The sequence below is a fragment of the Pseudophaeobacter sp. 1A16562 genome (assembly GCF_041008785.1).
Classification (GTDB): Bacteria; Pseudomonadota; Alphaproteobacteria; order Rhodobacterales; family Rhodobacteraceae; genus Phycobacter; species Phycobacter gallaeciensis_A.
Window position 1 is genome coordinate 303,092 of sequence record NZ_JAXGFT010000003.1, and the last position, 18,984, is coordinate 322,075.

Annotated in this window: 16 protein-coding genes; 4 read left to right on the forward strand and 12 right to left on the reverse strand. The window is 63.3% G+C overall.

What is annotated here, in order from left to right:
* Nucleotides 1–7: 7 nt before the first annotated feature.
* Genes SM764_RS05830 through SM764_RS05850 form a run of 5 tightly spaced genes read right to left on the reverse strand, consistent with a single transcriptional unit; the run spans nt 8 to nt 5,277 of the window.
* Nucleotides 8–1,144: a glycosyltransferase family protein gene (locus tag SM764_RS05830; protein WP_369001263.1), complete on the reverse strand. Its 1,137-nt coding sequence runs from the start codon at nt 1,142–1,144 to the stop codon at nt 8–10.
* Nucleotides 1,141–1,728, reverse strand: a complete 588-nt coding sequence (locus SM764_RS05835; protein WP_369001264.1) for a histidine phosphatase family protein — start codon at nt 1,726–1,728, stop codon at nt 1,141–1,143. Before SM764_RS05835 ends, SM764_RS05830 begins: the two co-directional genes overlap by 4 nt.
* Nucleotides 1,725–2,813 (reverse strand): glycosyltransferase family 4 protein, encoded by a 1,089-nt coding sequence (locus tag SM764_RS05840; protein WP_369001265.1) that lies wholly within the window; start codon nt 2,811–2,813, stop codon nt 1,725–1,727. Before SM764_RS05840 ends, SM764_RS05835 begins: the two co-directional genes overlap by 4 nt.
* Nucleotides 2,810–4,054: a glycosyltransferase family 4 protein gene (locus SM764_RS05845; protein WP_369001266.1), complete on the reverse strand. Its 1,245-nt coding sequence runs from the start codon at nt 4,052–4,054 to the stop codon at nt 2,810–2,812. The genes SM764_RS05840 and SM764_RS05845 overlap by 4 nt, the downstream gene beginning before the upstream one ends.
* Nucleotides 4,051–5,277 (reverse strand): glycosyltransferase family protein, encoded by a 1,227-nt coding sequence (locus SM764_RS05850; RefSeq protein WP_368947791.1) that lies wholly within the window; start codon nt 5,275–5,277, stop codon nt 4,051–4,053. Before SM764_RS05850 ends, SM764_RS05845 begins: the two co-directional genes overlap by 4 nt.
* A gap of 221 nt (nt 5,278–5,498) precedes the next feature.
* On the opposite strand from SM764_RS05850, the gene SM764_RS05855 reads away from it, so the two are divergent.
* Nucleotides 5,499–7,871 carry a mechanosensitive ion channel family protein gene (locus SM764_RS05855; RefSeq protein WP_369001267.1) on the forward strand — a complete coding sequence of 791 codons (2,373 nt, stop codon included), beginning with the start codon at nt 5,499–5,501 and terminating at the stop codon, nt 7,869–7,871.
* A gap of 165 nt (nt 7,872–8,036) precedes the next feature.
* On the opposite strand, the gene SM764_RS05860 is transcribed toward SM764_RS05855, so the two are convergent.
* The 5 genes from SM764_RS05860 to SM764_RS05880 are packed head-to-tail and all read right to left on the reverse strand — an operon-like array spanning nt 8,037 to nt 15,279.
* A complete protein-coding gene (locus tag SM764_RS05860; RefSeq protein WP_369001268.1) occupies nt 8,037–9,383 on the reverse strand; it encodes a CoA transferase in 1,347 nt (448 codons plus the stop codon).
* Nucleotides 9,380–10,537, reverse strand: coding sequence for an ABC transporter permease (locus tag SM764_RS05865; protein ID WP_065272293.1), 1,158 nt, complete (start codon nt 10,535–10,537; stop codon nt 9,380–9,382). Before SM764_RS05865 ends, SM764_RS05860 begins: the two co-directional genes overlap by 4 nt.
* Nucleotides 10,534–11,562, reverse strand: coding sequence for an ABC transporter permease (locus SM764_RS05870; RefSeq protein WP_368947788.1), 1,029 nt, complete (start codon nt 11,560–11,562; stop codon nt 10,534–10,536). The genes SM764_RS05865 and SM764_RS05870 overlap by 4 nt, the downstream gene beginning before the upstream one ends.
* Complete coding sequence (locus SM764_RS05875; RefSeq protein ID WP_368947787.1) at nt 11,562–13,514, reverse strand: ABC transporter substrate-binding protein; 1,953 nt, start codon at nt 13,512–13,514, stop codon at nt 11,562–11,564. The genes SM764_RS05870 and SM764_RS05875 overlap by 1 nt, the downstream gene beginning before the upstream one ends.
* Nucleotides 13,507–15,279, reverse strand: a complete 1,773-nt coding sequence (locus tag SM764_RS05880) for an ABC transporter ATP-binding protein (protein ID WP_368947786.1) — start codon at nt 15,277–15,279, stop codon at nt 13,507–13,509. The genes SM764_RS05875 and SM764_RS05880 overlap by 8 nt, the downstream gene beginning before the upstream one ends.
* A 275-nt stretch (nt 15,280–15,554) precedes the next feature.
* On the opposite strand from SM764_RS05880, the gene SM764_RS05885 reads away from it, so the two are divergent.
* On the forward strand, nt 15,555–16,049 hold the full coding sequence (locus SM764_RS05885) for a class I SAM-dependent methyltransferase (protein ID WP_369001269.1): 495 nt from the start codon (nt 15,555–15,557) through the stop codon (nt 16,047–16,049).
* A gap of 75 nt (nt 16,050–16,124) precedes the next feature.
* Nucleotides 16,125–16,754, forward strand: coding sequence for a glutathione S-transferase family protein (locus tag SM764_RS05890; RefSeq protein ID WP_369001270.1), 630 nt, complete (start codon nt 16,125–16,127; stop codon nt 16,752–16,754).
* A gap of 88 nt (nt 16,755–16,842) precedes the next feature.
* Here the strand turns inward: SM764_RS05890 and SM764_RS05895 are convergent, their stop codons facing one another.
* Complete coding sequence (locus SM764_RS05895; protein ID WP_369001271.1) at nt 16,843–17,325, reverse strand: GNAT family N-acetyltransferase; 483 nt, start codon at nt 17,323–17,325, stop codon at nt 16,843–16,845.
* A 351-nt stretch (nt 17,326–17,676) separates the two neighbouring features.
* On the opposite strand from SM764_RS05895, the gene SM764_RS05900 reads away from it, so the two are divergent.
* Nucleotides 17,677–18,342 (forward strand): TetR/AcrR family transcriptional regulator, encoded by a 666-nt coding sequence (locus SM764_RS05900; protein ID WP_065272299.1) that lies wholly within the window; start codon nt 17,677–17,679, stop codon nt 18,340–18,342.
* Between the two features lie 25 nt (nt 18,343–18,367).
* Here SM764_RS05900 and SM764_RS05905 read toward each other — a convergent pair whose 3' ends face one another.
* Nucleotides 18,368–18,805, reverse strand: a complete 438-nt coding sequence (locus tag SM764_RS05905; RefSeq protein WP_274831559.1) for a response regulator — start codon at nt 18,803–18,805, stop codon at nt 18,368–18,370.
* Between the last annotated feature and the right edge of the window lie 179 nt (nt 18,806–18,984).

Sequence of the window (18,984 nt, forward strand, 5' to 3'; positions counted from 1 at the left end):
GCCGGGGTCATCGACGGTCTCCTGCCAGTTCGGCAGCAATCTCTACCGTTCTGGCGGCGCCGTCAAACCGGAAGCGGTCGGTGGCGCGCGGCGCCTCGGCCATCACGCCTTTCACCGCCTGTACCAGCGCGCTTGGCGTCAGATCGGCGGTCTTCAGCACCGCGATACCGCTTAGCGGCGCCAGGCTCTCGGCACGCAGGGATTGTTCCACTTCCTTGCCCGCATCAAAGGGCACAAGAACGGCGGGGGTACCCGCCTGCAGCAGGTCCAGCGCGGTGTTGTAGCCGCACATGCTGACCGAGGCGGCGGCGTGGCACAGCATTTGACGGAAATCGGGGCGGGCTGCTTCGATCAGGGCGGGGGAGGTTTTGGCAGTGAACCGCGCGATCCGTTCTGCTGCGTCGCTGCCGCCGACCAAAAGCCGCCACGTGATATCGGGCGACTGCTGCGCGGCCTCCAGCGCGGTGTCATATAAGGCATCGCCAACACTGCCGCCGCCGGCGCTGACCAGCACCTCACCCGCGCCTGCCTGTTCGGGGTGCGGCAGGGCGGCTGGAGGCGCCACGTAACCGGTATAGCGCAGCTTGCCCGCCAGCATCTCCGAGACCGGCCAGCTGACATCCAGCCGGGTGGCGGCGGGGTCGGAATGCACCAGCACTGCATCGTAGAACTCCGCGATCACCGCGTCTGCCTCTACCGCCTTTTTGGGCTTGGAGGGCGGCGCCAGGATATCGCGGATCGAGGCCAGCACTACGGGCCGGTGCGGCAGGGCGTGGGCGGCCTTCAGCAGTGACAGAAACTCTCCCTTCAGGCTGCGACGGCCAAAGGGGTAAAGCTCGGTGATCAGCACATCGGGCTGCATCTCGCGCAGGGCGTCGCTCAAGGCCTGTTGCCGGGCGTTGTGATAGGCGTCATCCGCCACGGTGCCCTCGGCTGTCAGAAGCCGGGTGAAATCCACCCCGTCCGAGCGCAGCGGAGGCAGTTGCACCAGATCCAGCCCCGCAAGGCTCAGCTGCGGTGCCGGAAATCCACCCGAGGCCACGCGGACCTGATGGCCTGCCGCCGCAAAGGCCCGGCCCAGCGTCAGCGCCCGTGACAGATGGCCGGTGCCCAGTAGATGGGTGACTGCGATCAGGACCCTCATTGCGGCTCTTTCGGGATCAGGCGGATGGGATCCGGCTGCGGGCGCAGGGCGTCGCCGTCGATCTCCACCACGAAGAGGCGGTTGCGTTTGATCCGGAAGGGCGCCGGACCGTCGAAGTCCCAGCCATAAGCGCGCGCCAGGATCATCCGCATGATCCCGATATGGCAGACCGCGACCGTGTCCCGGGTGAGGCGTTGCAGCCAGGGCGCGATACGTTCCCAGACCTCGGCCGGGGTCTCGCCGCCGGGGGGGTGATAGTCCCAGCCCCAGTGCTCGATATCGCGAAAGCCGCTTTTCGGGTCGGCCTTGAGGTCGATCCCGCGCAGACCTTCCCAGTCGCCCCAGTCCATTTCAATCAGCTCGGGCGCCGTTTGGGGATCGCGCCCGGCCACCAGTTTCGCGGTTTCGGCGGCGCGCAGCAGCGGGCTGGACCACAGATCCGCCGCATCCCAGGGCGCGGGCAGCGCCTGCGCGGCCAGCTCGCTGCGGGCGGTATCATCCAGCGCAATATCGCTGCGGCCCTGAATGCGGCCCGCGCGGTTCCAGTCGGTATGACCATGGCGCAAAAGGGCAAGACGGATCATGGGCGGGCCTCCATCAGCGGTGCCACGGCGGCCCAGAAACGGGCGCTTGCGGCGGGGGCAAGGTGGGTTGTGGCAACCATCTGGCGCGCCTCGGCGCTGCGGCGGGCGCGCAGATCGGAATCGGTCAGCAGGGCGTTGATCTGCTCTGCCAGCGCCTCTGGCCCCTCTTCCGGTGCCGAGTATGCGGCAGGGGTGAGCACGTCGCGCATGCCGGGACGATCCTGCGCCACCACGGGCAGGCCGTGGGCCTGTGCCTCAAGATAGGCCATGCCGAAAGCCTCGTTGACGCCAGGCCAGAAGAACAGGCTGGCGCGACCATAGGCGGCCGTCAGGCCGTCGCGATCCAGCTGTCCCAGAAACTGCACGCGATCGCCAAAGGGGGCCATCATCGCCTCGACCTCGGCCCGGGCGGGGCCATCGCCTGCGATCTCAAGCTGCCAGTCGCCCTCAAGATGGCTGAGCGTTTCCGCAATGATACGATACGACGACAGCTTGTCCCCCGCGCGCATCATGCCGACGCTGAGCATGGGACCGTCCAGCGTCGATGGCTCCGGCAGTTCGCGTTGCGGCAGGAAGGGCGGCAGATGCACCAGCGCCTGGCTGCCAAAGCGCTCGCGCTCCAGCGTGATCAGGTCGTTGGCAGTGAAATAGAAGATGGTATCGGCCGCATCGGCAGCGTCATGGGCGGCCTTGGCAAACCCGGCCCAGGGGCCCGTCAGGCGGCTGGTGGCGCGGGTGCTTTCGATCTGCACATAGGGAATGGAACGGGCGTGGGCCACGGCAGGCCCGATCAGGTCCGGTGCCTTGTAGTAGTTGTGGTAGGTTACCCAGAGATCCACGGGCGGCATCTCGTCCAGCAGGCGACGAACCTCTTGCCGGGCGGTCTCTTGCAGGTCGTTCTGCCGCTGCGCATCGCCTGTCTTGTCATAGATGCGCAGCTCGCTGACCAGATCGACGCGGGCGCCGCCTGCGGCAATCACATCCATCAGGTTGCGGGCCACTTCCCGGTCGCCCGAGGGCACCGGGCTGCGCGGCGATTTCATCGGCGCATAAAAGGCGATGTGTTTGCCGTTGCCGCTGGTCATGCGCCATTCAGCATGGCGTTGAGCCGTTCGGAAAGGCGGGCAATGCCCGGATCCATGCCAAAGTCACGGCGCAGGCGCTGGAGCGCGGCTTCGGCCATGGCGGCGGTCTTCTCTGGATCCTCGGCCATCTTGCAGATGGCGCCTGCCAGCGCTGCGGGCGCATCATCGCTGAGCAGACCATGGGTGCCGCTGTCGATGAATTCGGGGATGGCAGAGACGGGCGTCGACAGGATCGGCAGCCGCTGCGAGGCGGCTTCCATCAGCACGTTCGGCAGCCCGTCGCGGTCACCATCTGCAGCAACGCGGCTGGGCAGGACGAAGATATCGCTCTGGCGCATCGCCTCGATCACCTCGGGCTGGTCGCAGGCACCGCGCCAGGTGATGCGATCAGCAACGCCCGCGTCCTCGGCCATGCCCTGCAACAGATCGCCAAGGCCGCCACCGCCGATATGGGTCCAGTGCCAGTCCAGATCCTTGGGCAGCAGCGCCAGTGCATCGATGAGCCGGTCAAATCCCTTTTTCTCGACCAGGCGGCCCACGGACATCAGATGCAGCGGATCGCTGGCCTTGCGCCAGATGCGCTCGGGCGGGGCGGGAAAGCGGCTGAGGTCGAGGCCGTGATAGATCAGATCGATGCGCGCCGGATCGTCCGACATATCGCGCAGGTGCTGGGCGCCAAAGGCAGTGCAGGTGGCGCCGAAGGCAGCGCCGTGATCGGCGCTGGACAGTTTTTCACGGATCTCCCAGTCGGGCGAGGTCCAGATGTCCTTGGCATGGGCGGAAAAGCTCCACGGCAGGCCACGCATGATCGCCGCATAGCGCGCCACCGAGGACGGTGTGTGCAGGAAATGGGCATAAAGCCCCAGAACCGCGTCCGGCATTTCGGCGGCCAGCACGCACGCCTGGCCAAAGCGGCGGATGCGGTTGCGGCTGGGGTCGCGGCGCAGGTCGGCGCGCCAGATCCGCCGGGCCTCGGCGTAGCCCGGCAGCTTTTGCGCCGTCTCGCGGGCGCGCCAGACGCGCTCCGGCTCCTGATAGAGGTATTCGGGAAGGTAGTTCACCTGCGCCTGCAAGCGGTCGTGCAGCGGGTGGCGTTTGACATCAGTGGGATGGCGCAGGGACCAGATTTCGAAACTGTGGCCCGCGGCCTCCAGCGCGACAAGTTCCTGCGCGATAAAGGTCTCGGACAGGCGCGGCCAGCCCTTGACCAGCACCGCAAGCGGTGGCCGGTTTGTGGTCATTCGGTTGCCTTTCGCGGCGCGTCCTGCAGCAGGGCGCTCACCCGGTGGGTGACATAATCGAGCCCGTCGAGGAACCCTTCGCCAAAAGCGGCAGAGGGGGATTTTTGATCCTTCAGCGCGTCTATCGCGCGGATCATCGCCTCGGGGGTCCAGCCATCGCGGTCTTCGTCCAGCATGGAAACAAGGCCCAGTTCCTCGGCGCGGCTGGCGCGGATCCACTGTTCCAGACGCGGCGTAGTACGGGGCACGATCACCGCAGGTTTGTCAAAGGACAGGACCTCGCAGAAGGTGTTGTAGCCGCCCATGCAAACCACGCCGCAGGCGCCTGCAAACAGCGTTTCGATCCGGCTTTCGAAACCAACGCTGGTGACGCGGCCATCCAGCGCGGCAACGCGGGCCTCAAACGCTTCGCGGGTTTCTCCGGACAGGAAGGGGCCATAGACCAGCACGGCACGCGGGCTGAGGTTTGGGTCCCGTTCATAGGCCGAAAGCACCAGATCCACCATCATCGCCCCGTCGCCACCACCGCCGGGGGTGATCAGGATATAGGGCTGTTCGGGCGGTTCACCGATCTGGCCCAGATCGCGGCGCAGATAGCCGGTCCAGTGCATGCGGGAACGGGTTTCGGGAGATAGATCCAGCCCCTGCGTGGGGTCATAGACCGAGCTGAGGCCATAGACCCAGATTTCGTCGTAAAACTGTTCGGTCACCGGAACCGCGTTCTTGCGTTCCCATTCGGCGGCCAGCACCTCGGGTTCGTCCAGAACATCGCGCAGGCCCAGCACCAGCTTGCAATGGCCGCGGCTGCGCAGGCATTCCAGCGCGGGCATCAGCTCGCCGCGGAAGCCGGTTGGCTCCTTGTCGACGATCAGCACGTCGGGATCGTATTGCTGCGCCATGGAGCGGATCAGCCCGGCGCGCATCTCGGTGGTTTCCTCGATGCTCATCCCCATGGTGCGCGAAGCATAGCTGCCGTCGGAGCGTTTGATCACCCCGGGCAGGCGCATGTGATCGACCCGGCTGGGAAAGGCAAACCGCCCGGCAACCGGTGAACCGGTCAGGATCAGCGCCGACGCAGAAGGGTCGGCGGCGGTAATCGCCCCGGCAAGCGCCCGCGATCTGCGCAGGTGGCCCAGCCCGAAGGTGTCATGACTGTAGAGCATGACCCGGGGGCTGCGGGCGCCGTTTTCCCTGTCGGCGGTGGAGCTTGTCTGATCTTTCATAGGGTCGCCTGAACAGGTGTATTATCAGGGTGGTGCAATAGGCAGGCGCCGAAATCAAGGGCGATCGGCCTTTGCAGTCCCGATTGCGCAACAAATGACAGCTAAAGCCCCGCGCGTCACCGCGATGTGCCAAAATCGTTCCGCTGTTGTTGCAGTAGGGCAATTGCGCCGACTGGGGGCGCTGGCTAGTCTGGTTTGAACTGTCCTGAGGATTTCAGACCATGAACTTCATTCCCGTCCGGCGGCTTCTCCCGGGGTTATTTGCCCTGTTTCTTCTGTGTGCGCTGGTCATCGGGACTGCGGGCACAGGACATGCGCAGACGGCGGCTGACAACGGCGAGGATCCGATCGCCCGGGCCATCGAGCTGGCTGCCGAAAGCGGCGTTGACGTGATCATCGTCGACAGCGGCGGCGCCCGCGCGCAGGACGGGGCGGCGGAACAGGCCATCAGCGAACACGATGCCAAGATGGAAGGTGCATCGATGCTGATGAAAGCCCAGTCGGAGATGGATATCTTCCGGGCCGAATTGCGCAGTCGTTTGGAGGCGCTGCCCTATTCCATCTTTGAGATGAAATACATCCTGCGCCAGACCAGCCCCGATGGCCGGATCGCCACCTATGCGGAAATCCTGTTCTGGAGCCTCCTGTTCCTGTTTCTGGGGCGCTGGGTCACCGTTGAGCTCTACGGCAAGAGATTTGCGCTGCACCACGTGGTGGCCCGCACCAAGGAAAAGCCCGAAGGCTATCGCGAGAAAATGCCGTTTTTGTTCTTTCGCTTCCTGCTGGGCGTCGGAGGAACGATCTTTTCGATGGGGATCGCTCTGCTGGGATCCTATCTTGTGCTGGGTTCCTCAGGCAATTCGTCGGTGCGGCTGACGGTGCTGGCGATCTATACCGCCTTTTTCCTGTCCCGGACCATATCGGACCTGTGGCGCATGGTGCTGTCGCCCTACCTTAGCCAATACCGGATACCGGCATTTTCCGACCGGGATGCCAAACGGCTTTATATCTGGGCTTCGGTGCTGGCGACCTATGATATTTCGACCCTCGTCTTTGCCGCCTGGGTCGGGGATTTCGGGCTGACTTACAACGTCTATGCCATCGTCTATGGCGGGTTGGCGCTTTTGGGGATTGTCGGCAATCTGGCGCTTGTCGCCTTTAACGCCGGAGCCATCAGCCGCGCCATCCGCGCGGGTCGCGATGCTGAGGAATGCTCCTGGCTGGTGCGGCTGCTGTCGGTGGCCTGGGCGCCTGCGGTCGTGGCCTATATCGTCTTTGGCTGGCTTCAGCTGGCCTTTGATCTGGTGCTGGAGCGGGAGATGTCGATCCCGCTTATGGCGGGAACCTATATGGTGCTGACCTCGATCCTGGTGGTCTATGGGATCATCAACTACGGGATCGAAGTCTATGCCGACAGGCGGCGTCTTCCCGCGCAAATGGTTCAGCCAGAGGACAGCGATGCGCAAGATGCCGATGGCCCTGACGGGGAGACTGTAGAGGCAGATGAGGCGGCCGCCGCTTCGATGCGAAAGCGCCACCCGATTGCCACCTATGAGGATCTGGCGCGCAGGGTTGCCGGGGTTCTGGCCTTCGTCGGCGGGGCGCTGGCGCTGATCTATGTGTGGAACCCGGACATCGACTGGACTGACAATTCGGCCATCGACCGGATCTTTGACATCGTGGTGATCCTGTTCCTCGGCTATATCATCTACAGCGTCTCGCGGATCTGGATCGACAGCAAGATCGACGAGGAAGTCGGCGATATGCCCGAGAGCGAGCTGGGCGATGAAGGCGGCGCAGGCGGCGCCAGTCGGCTTGCCACGCTGCTGCCGCTGTTCCGGGGCGCCATTCTGGCGGTGGTCGTGGTGTCGATTGCTCTGATCCTGCTGATGCAACTGGGGATCAACGTCAGTCCGCTGTTCGCTGGTGCAGGCGTTGTCGGTCTGGCGGTGGGCTTTGGCTCACAGACGCTGGTGCGGGATATCTTTTCCGGCGCCTTCTTTCTGGTCGATGATGCCTTTCGCAAGGGTGAGTATATTGACATCGGCGACGTGAAGGGCACGGTCGAGAAGATCTCGGTCCGGTCTTTCCAGTTGCGCCACCATCTGGGCGCGCTGCACACCATTCCCTTTGGCGAAATCCGGGTGCTGACCAACTATTCCCGCGACTGGGTGATGATGAAGCTACCCTTGCGGGTGACCTATGACACCGATGTGGAAAAGGTCCGCAAGCTGATCAAGAAACTGGGGCAGGAGCTGTTGGACGATCCGGTCATTGGCGACAATTTCATCCAGCCGCTGAAATCCCAGGGCGTCATCGAGATGCAGGATTCGGCGATGATCATCCGGGTGAAATTCATGACCAAACCGGGCGATCAGTGGCTGGTGCGCAAGAAGGTCTACGAGGAAATCCGCCAGCTGTTCGCACGTGAAGGCATCAAGTTCGCTCATCGCGAGGTCACGGTGCGCCTTGCGGAGGATCAGAACGAGAACCTGACCCCGCAGCAAAAGGAGGCGGCGGCGGGGGCCGTGCAGGCGGCGATTGATGCCGATCTTCTGGACGCCGATGAGGGCAGGGGCGGCGACGACCGATAGGTCTGTGCTGCATAAATTCTGAAATTCGCGGTGCGTGAGAACAGGGCGCTCCCGCCCCCGCGCCTGAGCGCCTCTGCGCTCCGCCTGGGGTTGGGCCGGGCACCGTGCAAGGGGCACGGCGCGGGCGGTCTGCCGTTCTTGAGGGAGATGCCTGATGGCTAAGGGTCAGCTGGTCCAGACGGGCTCGGAAGAGCCGCATTTGTCTGCGGGTAGGTCCCAACGCATGCCGGTCTCTCCCAGCGCAAGCGGCGGTTTCAGGCGCAGACCCGGTCCCCATCCGGAATGTTCGCGGGAAGGCGCATAATCCTGCGCCTCTGCCTGGGTGATGGAGGGGCCACCCTGCGATGGGCGCAGGCTGGCAAGCAGCTCGGCGGTGCGGGCCAGGGACAGCCGTGCCTGCGGGGTCTTACCGGTCTCGGTGGCCCGGCTGAGGGCGGAAATCACCGCCGCAGCCAGAAGATAGCCGGTGGCGTGATCCAGTGCTTGCACCGGCAGCGGGGTCGGTTTCTCTGCGCCTGCCCAGATCCGGCCTGCATCGGCGATGCCCGCGCTCATCTGCACAAGACTGTCAAAGCCGCGGCGGCGCACCCAGGGGCCGGTCCAGCCATAGGCGTTGAGCGTTGCCTCAATCCGGTTTGGGGCGATCCGGTCGCGGGTTGCCTGATCGTAACCAAGACCTGCAAGGGCGCCGGGGCGGTAGCCGTGCACCAGCACATCGGCTTTGGCCAACAGCGTCTCGAAACGGCGCCGGTCCGGGTCCTTGCGCAGATCGAGCATGGCCATGCGCTTGCCCAGCGAAATATCCGGTATCACCCCCGGCTCATCCCAGCCGGGCGGGTCGATCCGCAGCACCTCGGCGCCAAATCCGGCCAGCGTCCGGGTGGCAATCGGCCCGGCCAGGACCCGGGTCAGATCCAGCACCTTCAGTCCGGCCAGCGGCCGTGCCTCGCTTGCTTCAGGACGCGCACGCGGAGAGACGTCGCGTGGGGCGGTCCATTGTACCAACGGTTCCGAGCCGACTGCCTGTCCCTGCGGGTGCGACAGCCACAGCTCGCGGCTGCGCATGGTGGCCGACACGCCTCCAGCAGCGACGATCTCGCGCTCCAGCAGGTCGCCGTCCCATTTGCTGACGGCCGTGCGCACCGCCTCGGGCGTGCCTTCGCAGCCGAGCACCTGAAGCGCGGCGGCGCGGTGATGGGGCAGGTTGGTGTGCAGGCGGATCCAGCCATCGGCGCAGGGATAGTCCCCCGCAATCGGATCCCAAAGCGATGGCATCTCCCAGCCTGCGGGGCGAAAACTATAGCCGAACCACAGCGCCGCCAAACGCTGATCCACGGTGACTTCGGGCGCGCGGGGCGCAAGACCTGCCACCTTCATGTAGCGGGCCAGTTCCACGCCGACGGCAGCAACAGAGGCAGTGGCTAGCCCGGTCACCGCAAAGGCACTGGGCCTGTGCCCGCTGCCGGTGATGGCATAGCTTGCGGGATCGGGAAGGGCGGCAAGCAGGGTCATTGTTGATAGGGGTCCAGACTGTCGCGCAAGCCGTCACCAAGGAAGTTGAAGGCCAGCACTACCACCACGATGGGCAGCATGGGAATGGCGGTCCACCAGTAGATCTCGATATTGGCGAGGTTCTGCGCATCGTTCAGCATCACGCCCCAACTGACCGCAGGCGCGCGCAGACCCAGGCCCAGAAAGGAAAGCGCGGTTTCGCCCAGGATCATCGCCGGGATCGACAGGGTTGCCGAGGCGATGAGGTGGCTCATGAAATTCGGCAGGAGATGCTTGCGGATCACCCGGCCCGATGTGGCGCCCATCATTTCGGCGGCGCGCACGTATTCCTCTTCGCGCAAAGACAGGAACTTGGCCCGCACCGAGCGCGCAAGGCCGGGCCAGTCCAATATGCCAAGGATCACCGAGATGATGAAGAAGACCGCCACCGGAGACCAGTTCGAGGGCACGGCTGCTGAGAGCGCAAGCCACAGAGGCAGCTCCGGCAGGCTGCGCAGGATCTCGATCACCCGGTTGATCACCCAGTCGATCCGGCCACCGAAATAGCCCGCAATAGAGCCGAAAAAGATGCCTAGAACGAAGGAGACTGTGATCCCGATCAGACCGACGGTCAGCGACAGCTGCGCGCCATAAAGGATGCGGCTGAAGACATCGCGGCCCAGCCGGTCCGAGCCCCAAAGGAACAGCGGCACATCGGCGCCGGGCGCGCAGACCAGATGGGTGTCGGCCGGGATCAGCCCGGCGATATCGTAGGAGCTGCCTTCGCAGAAGAATTTCAGCCGCAGCGGGTTGTCCAGATCCGGTTTGAACTCCCACTGGAAGGTTTCCAGATTGGCCTCAGAGGTCATCGGGTAGATGAAGGGGCCGAGGAACTCGCCCTCGTGGAAGAGATTGATCTCCTGCGGCGGTGCATAGAGATGCTCGCTGTGACGTTCGTTCGGGCCATAGGGCGCGACAAAGCCGACAAAGGGCAGCATCAGATAGCAGAACAGCAGGAAGGCGCCGGAGATCAGGCCCAACCGGTGCGTCTTGAACTTGCGCCAGATCAGCACCCAGTTCGGGGCATCCAGATCCTTGCGCTCCAGCTCGCGCAGGGACTGTTCGGCGTCATAGGGGGCATCGTCGACATAGCGACCGTCAGGCAGCTTGCTCATGCGTCACGCCCCTCATAGCGGATGCGCGGATCCAGAAGGACCAGCAGCACGTCCGAAATCATCGTGCCGATCAGGGTCAGAAGGGCGACGAACATCAGGATGAAGGCCGACAGGAACATGTCTTGCGATTTCAGCGCTTGCAGCAGATCCGGCCCGATGGTTTGCAGTCCCAGCACCACCGAGACCAGAACCGATCCCGACACCATCGAGGGCAGCAGGTTGCCGATGTCAGCGACAAAGGGATTGAAGGCCACCCGCAGCGGGTACTTCGCCAGCATCCGCGAAGGCGACATGCCCTTGGCAATCGCGGTTTCCACATAGGGTTTGCCCAACTCGTCCAGCATATTGGCGCGCAACCGCTGCATCATCGCCGAAGCGCCCGAGGTGCCGATGACGAAGGTTGGAACGATCAGGTGGATGAGGATCGATTTCACCTTGTCCCAGCTCATCGGCTCACCCTCGTAGATGGGGTCCATCAGCCCGCCGATGGGCAGGTCGAACCAGCGATGGCCGTAGTAGAACAGGATCAGCGCCAGGAGGAAGTTCGGCGTCGCCAGACCGAGGTAACCGACAAAGGCCGAAGTGTAATCCACCCAGGTGCGCGAGCGCGCCGCCGCCAGAACTCCCAGCGGCAGGGCCACCATATAAACAAAAAGAACCGCTGCGAGATTGACGAGAACCGTCAGCCACAGGCTGTCACCGACGATTTCGGCCACCGGGCGGTCGAATTCGAAGGACCAGCCGAAATTGCCCTGAATGAGGCCTGAGAAGCCGTGCGGGCCGGGCATGAAGCCAGCCCAGATGAAATACTGCTGCCACATGGGCTTGTCGAGCGCGTATTCCGTGCGCAGGAACTCTGCCTTGGCCACGCCTGCGGTCTGACCGCTGGCGCGCAGCTCGGCGATCTGGTTGGACAGGTAGTCGCCGGGTGGCAGGTTGATGATCACGAAGATCAGCACCGACACCACCCAAAGCGTCAGCAGCATGGTGCCGAAGCGGTATATGGCGTAGCGCAGGATTCCCATCAGCCCTTACCGTCCTCGAAGAAGAACTCATCCATGCGGTGGACTCCAAAATGAGCGCCGGGGTCCCAGGCCCAGATGCCGCGTTCTGGCACGTTGCGCAGGCGGTTTGACACCACCACGGGCTGCGGCGCCTCGGCCACAAGGCCAATGCCGTAGACCTGCTCGGAATGGATTTTCAGCATTTCTTTCCAGGCCGCGATCCGCTCCTCTTCGGTGGTGGCGATTTCCCAGTCATGCGCCAGCTCCATCAGGCGCTGGGCGGGTTCCATATCGGGGGCTTCGCCGACCTCTCCGCCGGTCTGGTAGTACTGCCCCCATTTCGGCCAGGCCAGGAAGACCTGATCGGTCGGCGCCAGATAGGCGGGCGAGGTATAGGGCTGCGGCAGCCCGTTGTCCCAACCATACCAGACCGAGGCGGCGGTGGTGCCGGAGAACACCCGGTTGCGCAGAATGTCGCGATCCAGCGGGCGCATCACCAGCTTCACCCCAACATCGCGCCAGTCGTCGGTGATGATCTGCAGGGCGTTTTCGACCTCCTGCCGCTCACCGGCGGTTTCCACGATCAGCTCCATCGGGCGGCCGTCGGGCAGTTGGCGGATGCCATAGCCATCCTTTTCGGTCAGCCCGACCTCATCCAGCAGCTGATTTGCCAGATCGGGATCGAACTGGGCCCAGGCCTCGCGCAGGGCGGGATCGAAGAACGGGCTTTTTTCCAGCACGGTCATGGCGCCGGGTTTGGCCAGTTTGAAGTAGAGCGATTTGTTGATGGCGGCGCGGTTGATGGCGACCGACAGGGCGCGGCGCACCCGTACGTCACGCAGCAGCGCGCGCCAGACCGGATCATTCACGTTGAGGTTCGGATAGATCGCGATCTGCGAGGCAGTGCCGGTGCCCCAGAGGAAGGTCCGGTAGTTGCCGCCGTCGGCTTCGCCCTTGCGCAGAATCGGAATGTCACGAAAACCCAGACCACGGGCCTGAAGGTCTGCCTCTCCGGCGTTGGCTTTGGCAGCCACCAGCCCGCCCGAGACGATCTCCATTTCCACCGTGTCGATATAGGGCAGCTGTACGCCCTTGGCGTCGATCCGGTGGTAATAGGGGTTGCGCACGAACAAGTGGCGGATCTTCTTGCCCGCCGTCGCGTTCATCCACGGCTGCAGGGTGGGCAGCTCGTGATTGTCGAACTTGTACATGTTGTCGTATTTGTTGTGCAGCGCCGCCCAGCTTTTGACGCGGGCGTAATCCACTTCCTCGGCCAGTTTGGCCGGGTCGGCGAAATCGGCGTGGAACTGCTTCAGATAGGCCGAGGGCCGGTAGATGAAGGGCGGGCGCGCCTGCGCCAGATGGTGCAGGAAGCTCGGGTTCGGGTTCTGCCATTCAAAGACGACTGTGGTTTCATCCGGGAATGTAACCTCTGGCAATTCGCCCTCGGCGCGCATGAATTCCGGCGGCCCGGCGGGGCTGAGCAGCGGGTTGTTGGCGATGTCCTTCCACCAGTATTCGAAATCGGCCGAGGTGAAGGGGGATCCATCCGACCAGCGATGCCCGGGGCGCAGGTGCAGGGTAAAGCGCTTGTTGTCCTCTTCCTCATAGCCCAGCAGGATATCCGATTGTAGTTTGTAATCGGCATCATAACCGACCAGCCGCGCGTAGCCATAGACCACCATCTGGCGGATGTCTTTCGACCGGGTCACCATGGTGTTGAGCGCACCGCCCTGCACGCCAAAGGCGCGGCCCTTGGCCTCCAGATTGACCACGAGCGGCGCATCCGGCAGGCGTTCTGCCGCCTGGGGCAGGTTGCCAGAGGCGACCTCCTGTTCCCAGAAGGCGCTTTCCTGCGGGGTGGGCAGCGTGCCTGCCAGCGCGGCAAGCGGTGTCAGCAGTGCGGCCACCGCGATGGCAAGTATGGGTTTCAGGGCATTTCGTTTTGTCGCGGTTTTCGGGGCGTTAAACATGGCAACGTACCTTATGTCCGGGTTCCAGGATGACCAGAGGCGGGGCCTCGGCTCCTGTGAATCTGAAATGTTCGGGCCAGCTGTCCGGCGCGCCGGCGCCTTGCGACACCAGATCCAGATTGATCGGGCGGTCGATGTCGGGTTCCGGCTGCGCTGCGATCAGCGCCTTGGTGTAGGGATGCTGGGGGTTGTGGAACAGCGTCTGCGGCGGCGCCTGCTCGACGACCAGACCGCGCCGCATCACGGCGACCTCATCGGCGATCCGCGCCACCACCGCCAGGTCGTGGCTGATAAAAAGATAGGACAGCCCCTGCTGTTCCTGAATGTTTTCCAACAGCCGCAGGATCTGTTCCTGCACCGACACATCCAGCGCCGAGGTCGGCTCGTCACAGACGATCAGCGATGGATCCAGCATCATCGCGCGGGCAATCGACAGGCGCTGGCGCTGGCCGCCGGAAAAGGCATGCGGATAGCGTTGCAGCATCTCGGGGCCAAGGCCGACGGTCTTCAGCATCATCGCGGCCTTGTCGCGGCGGTCGGCGGGGGTGCCGATGCCGTGGATTTCCAGCGGTTCGGTCATGGTGTCCGAAATGCGCATGCGCGGGCTGAGCGAGGAATAGGGATCCTGAAACACCATCTGCGCCTCGCGCTGAAAGGCGGTGCGGGCGGCGCGGTCCATCTGGTGAACCTTGACGGTCTCTCCATCCGGATCGGGGCGGAACAGAACCTCGCCGCCGGGATCGGGCGGTTCGGCCCCCAATGCGATGCGGGCGGCGGTGGTCTTGCCAGAGCCGCTTTCGCCGACGATGGCCAGCGTCTTGCCGCGTGGCAGTTTCAGATCAACCCCGCGACAGGCGTGGATAAAGGTGGGGGCCGCCCAGCCTTTTCCGGCGCGCAGGGTATAGGTCTTGGAGACTGCTTTCAGCTCAAGGATCAGATCTTCCTTGGGTTCTGGCGGCACGGCCTGCGCGGCGGCGGGGATCTTGGGCGCGGCATTGATCAGCGCCCGGGTATAGGCATGGGCCGGATCCGATAGGATCGGCCCGGCAGGGCCTGCCTCCATCACCCGGCCCTTGTGCATGACCACCACGTCCTCGGCCATATTGGCAACGACGCCCAGATCGTGGGTCACGAGGATCATCGCCATGCCGGTATCGCGCTGCAATTCCTTCATCAGGCCCAGAACCTGTGCCTGCGTTGTCACATCCAGCGCCGTGGTCGGCTCATCCGCGATCAGAAGATCGGGTTTGGCCACCATCGCCATGGCGATCATCGCGCGCTGGCGCATGCCCCCGGACAATTCAAAGGGATAAGAGTCATAGGTGCGTTGCGGCTCGGGAAAACCGACCCGTTCGAAACACTCCAGAACCTCCTTGCGGGCAGCGGCTTCGCTCTTTCCTTCGTGCAGCCACAACACTTCGGAGACCTGGTTGCCGATCCGGTGCAGCGGCGACAGGGAGCGCATCGGCTCCTGAAAGATCATCGCGACACGGTTGCCGCGCACATCCCGCATGCGCCGCTCACCAATCGAGCACAGATCCAGCGGCGCATCACCGCCATTCAGGATCACGCGGCCCGAGCGGATCTGCGCCGCGCGCGGCAGAATGCGCAGCAGGGCGCGGCAGGTGATCGTCTTGCCGGACCCGCTTTCCCCGACCAGCGCCAGGGTGCCGCCGGGGGCAACGTCAAAACTGACATCGCGCACGACAGCTTCATCCCGGCCAAAGCCGATGCTGAGGCCCTCGACTGACAACAGCGGCGCCATTCAGTTCAACCCGTCTGAGGTCCGGTGATGTCTCTTCATGATCTTCCCGTTTCCCTGTTTTTTCCACCACCATCGCGCGGGCTGCGGGCACTAGTCAAACCCCATTCGCAGATAGCAGCGCCAGGTGCGGGAAATATGACGCGCCGACAGGGTCTTTACGCAATTGTGAAGGCGCTCAGGCCGGTTTCGCTATTCGCTACACATTTGCGCAAAAGTCTGACACATCTGCACGGGATTGGCCGCCGCGCGGCCATGGCGTGCAAGGAGACCGTAACATGATCACCCGTCTGGACCTTTTTATCGATCGCATGGTGTCACAGCGCGCCTGTCTGGATTTCGCCATTGCCGAAACCGCCGATATGAGCGGCCCGGTCTTCGAACTGGGGCTTGGGAACGGGCGCACCTACCACCACATGAAGCACAATATCACCGGCCGGGATATCTATGTCTTCGAACGCGCTGTTGCCTCGCATCCTGACAGCACCCCGCCCGAGGAACTGACGATCCTTGGCGATGTGCGTGAAACGCTACCGGCAGCTGTGGAACGGTTCGGTGCGACCGCCAGTCTGATCCACGCGGATCTGGGCGGTCACAACCGCGCCAAGAACGATGCCTTTGCCCGGCTGGTGTCGCCGCTCATCGAACCGCTGCTGGCGGTGGGCGGCATGATGGTGTCCTCGGACCGGATGTATTTTGACAGCTTGCGCGAAATGCCCCTGCCGCCGGACGCGGTCGAGGGGCGCTGCTTCATCTACCGCCGCGACGCCTGATCCGCGCGACGCTCCGTCATGCTGGCCTCACGTGCTGCCCTGCCCCTAGGCTGGCGGTAACAGAGGGAGGCTGCCATGATTTTCTACGATTGCTCCACCGCGCCGAACCCGCGTCGGGCGCGGATGTTTCTTGCGGAAAAGGGGCTGAGCCCTGAAACCCATGACATTTCCATCGCCAAGGGTGAGCAGCTGGACGCGGCCTTTCTGGCGGTGAACCCACGCGCGACGATCCCGGTTCTGGTCACCGATACGGGCACTGTCCTGACCGAAAACCTTGGCATTGCCGCCTATCTGGAGGCGGCGCATCCGGAACCGCCGTTGATGGGACGCACCGCCGATGAAAAAGGGCTGGTGCTGATGTGGAATGCCATCGTGGAACAGCAGGGCGGCGCCCCCGTGGCCGAGGCGCTGCGCAACACCCACCCGGCGTTTGAAAACCGCGCCATTCCGGGCCCTGATCACTATGCCCAGATCCCTGAGCTGGCCGAACGTGGACAGGCGCGGACTGCACGGTTCTTTGATCTCTTGGAAGAGCGCCTGCAGGACAGCCCCTTCCTTGCCACTGATCATTTCACGCTGGCGGATATCTCGGCCTTCGTCTTTGTTGATTTTGCTCGCGTGATCAAGATGCGCGTGCCCGAAGCCAACACGGCCACGCTGGCCTGGCAAGAGGCCATTCGGGAGCGTCCAAGTTCGCAGTTGTAGGCCGGGAGGGCAGAGGAGGAGGTCTCGCGCAGCGATGGCACGTCCTGACAGCCCGAGTTCGGAGCCAATATCAGGATTTAATCAGGCGCTACTTGGGCTCAATTCGGGCTTGAAAGGCGTCAAATTCCGTTTCGGCTACGCGATAACTCTGCTTGGTCATTTTCGGTGCTGCAAGCGCCTCATAAAATCGTTGTGCGCCACCGTTGGTGCCGTCTGTGGCCCAGTCAAAACGGGTGCAGCCCTCGCGACGTGCCACATCGATGAGGGCGGATAACAATGCTTTTCCAACACCCTTTTGTCGTACGGTCGGAGAAACAAACAGCTCTTTCATGACCAATGATATGCCCGGGCCGGCCGGGAAGCTTAGTCCCCATGTGGCGAACCCGACGGGCTGGGTGCCATCAAAGGCCAGATGGCACGCCATGTGCCTTTCGGCGCGGAGCAGTGCAAGCACCCGCTCTTCTTGATCATGGGTGGCAGGGGCAATCTGGTAATACGCGAGGCAGGCCCGGTGAAGAGTACGGAACGCCTCTGCATCTTCTGCCCTGAACGCTCGGACTGTCACGCTCATTGGTTTTTCTCCAAGGCAATCGGGCGGGTAGTCTCGTTTCCCTTGCGGTGGCAGATGGCATGACCGCGGATGTTCTCGCAGCATCGCACTGTGCAGGCATTGCTCATTTCATGTCACCTTCGAAACCGTCTCAGCGTGAAGGCTCGCATACATAATGCGGGTGCTCAATGACCGTTCGTTCGCGGGCGGTGCGGGCCCGCGCGATGGACTGACACGATTTCGAGAGTCCAGGTGCCCTGGCCTTAAACTGAGACAAATGTCGCAACACCGTCAAATGCGGTGGACAAGGCGCGGTGGGCGCCGCAGGATGTCTGGTGCCCTGATTGGCGCACGTCACGAGGTGTTCTGTCCATGCCCCCCAAACCGATCCTGCACCGGGATGATCCCACCGCCGAACCCCTGACCGGCAACGTCAAGGTTACCCGGGCCGACTGGCTGAATGTGGCGATGGATGTGCTGATCAGCCACGGGGTTGAGCAGGTCAAGGTGCTGGCTCTGGCCGAGCGCATGGGCGTGTCGCGCTCCTCCTTCTACTGGTATTTCAAATCGCGGCAGGATCTGCTGGATGCGCTGTTGCAGACGTGGGAGCAGACCAACACCGCCGCGATGGTTGCCCAGACCGAAGCCCCTGCCGCCGCGATCACGGGTGCGGTGCTGAACGTCTTTCACTGCATTGCCAACCCGGATCTGTTCAATACCGCGCTCGATTTCGCGGTGCGGGACTGGGCGCGGCGCTCGGGCAAGGTGCGCAGCCTGCTGGACCGTTCCGATGCACGGCGGGTGAAAGCGCTTAGCGACATGTTCTCCCGCTATGGCTATCCGGAGCTGGAGGCAAAGACCCGGGCCAAGGTTCTTTACTACATGCAGCTTGGCTATGACATGGCGGAGCCGAACGAGAGCCATAAGGAACGGTTGCAGATGACGCCCCATTACCTGCGGGTCTTCACAGGCAAAGAACCCCTGCCGGAGGAGCTGGAAGAATTCGCCGTCTACACGGAAAGATACTGGGACGTCTGAGCCGACCGGGTCTGGCGACCATCGCCTAGGCGGGGCTGGGCACAGGCGGCTGACAAATCTCCCAAAACCGGAAAAGAGAGGTCAGCAGCGTCTTCAGCTCGGCCGCACCTTGGGGCTTGATGAAATATCCGCTGACATTGTGCTTATAAGCCTCGGCAATGTCCGCGTGATTGTCTGATGTGGTGAACATGAAGACGATCTGATCTGCCGTGTCCGGGTTGGCGCGCAGGGCGCTCAGAAAATCATGGCCGTTCATGCGCGGCATATTGATATCCAGCAGGATAAGGAACGGGCTTTGGATTGATATCCCTGGGGCTGTGCCCGCCAGGATATCCAGTGCTTCGACGCCGTCACGCGCCCGCACGACGGTTGCCGGAAGATCAAGCCGTTTCAGAGTACGTTCCAGGATCATCGCATCCAGGTCGCTGTCTTCGACCAGAAGGATGTTCATTTCAGTTGGCATACAGGCAGGCCCTTTCCGAACCGTCTGGTGTGCGTGTCCCGGCACTGCTTGGCCGGTTTCCCAAGGCGCGTTGCGTCCTTATCGGAACGAAGTCACCCATCGTTCGAAAATTATGCATTTCTGTGGCTGCTTTTACAATTGCCAATCCGGCACTGGCCGCAATCGGTCGCACTGTGCAG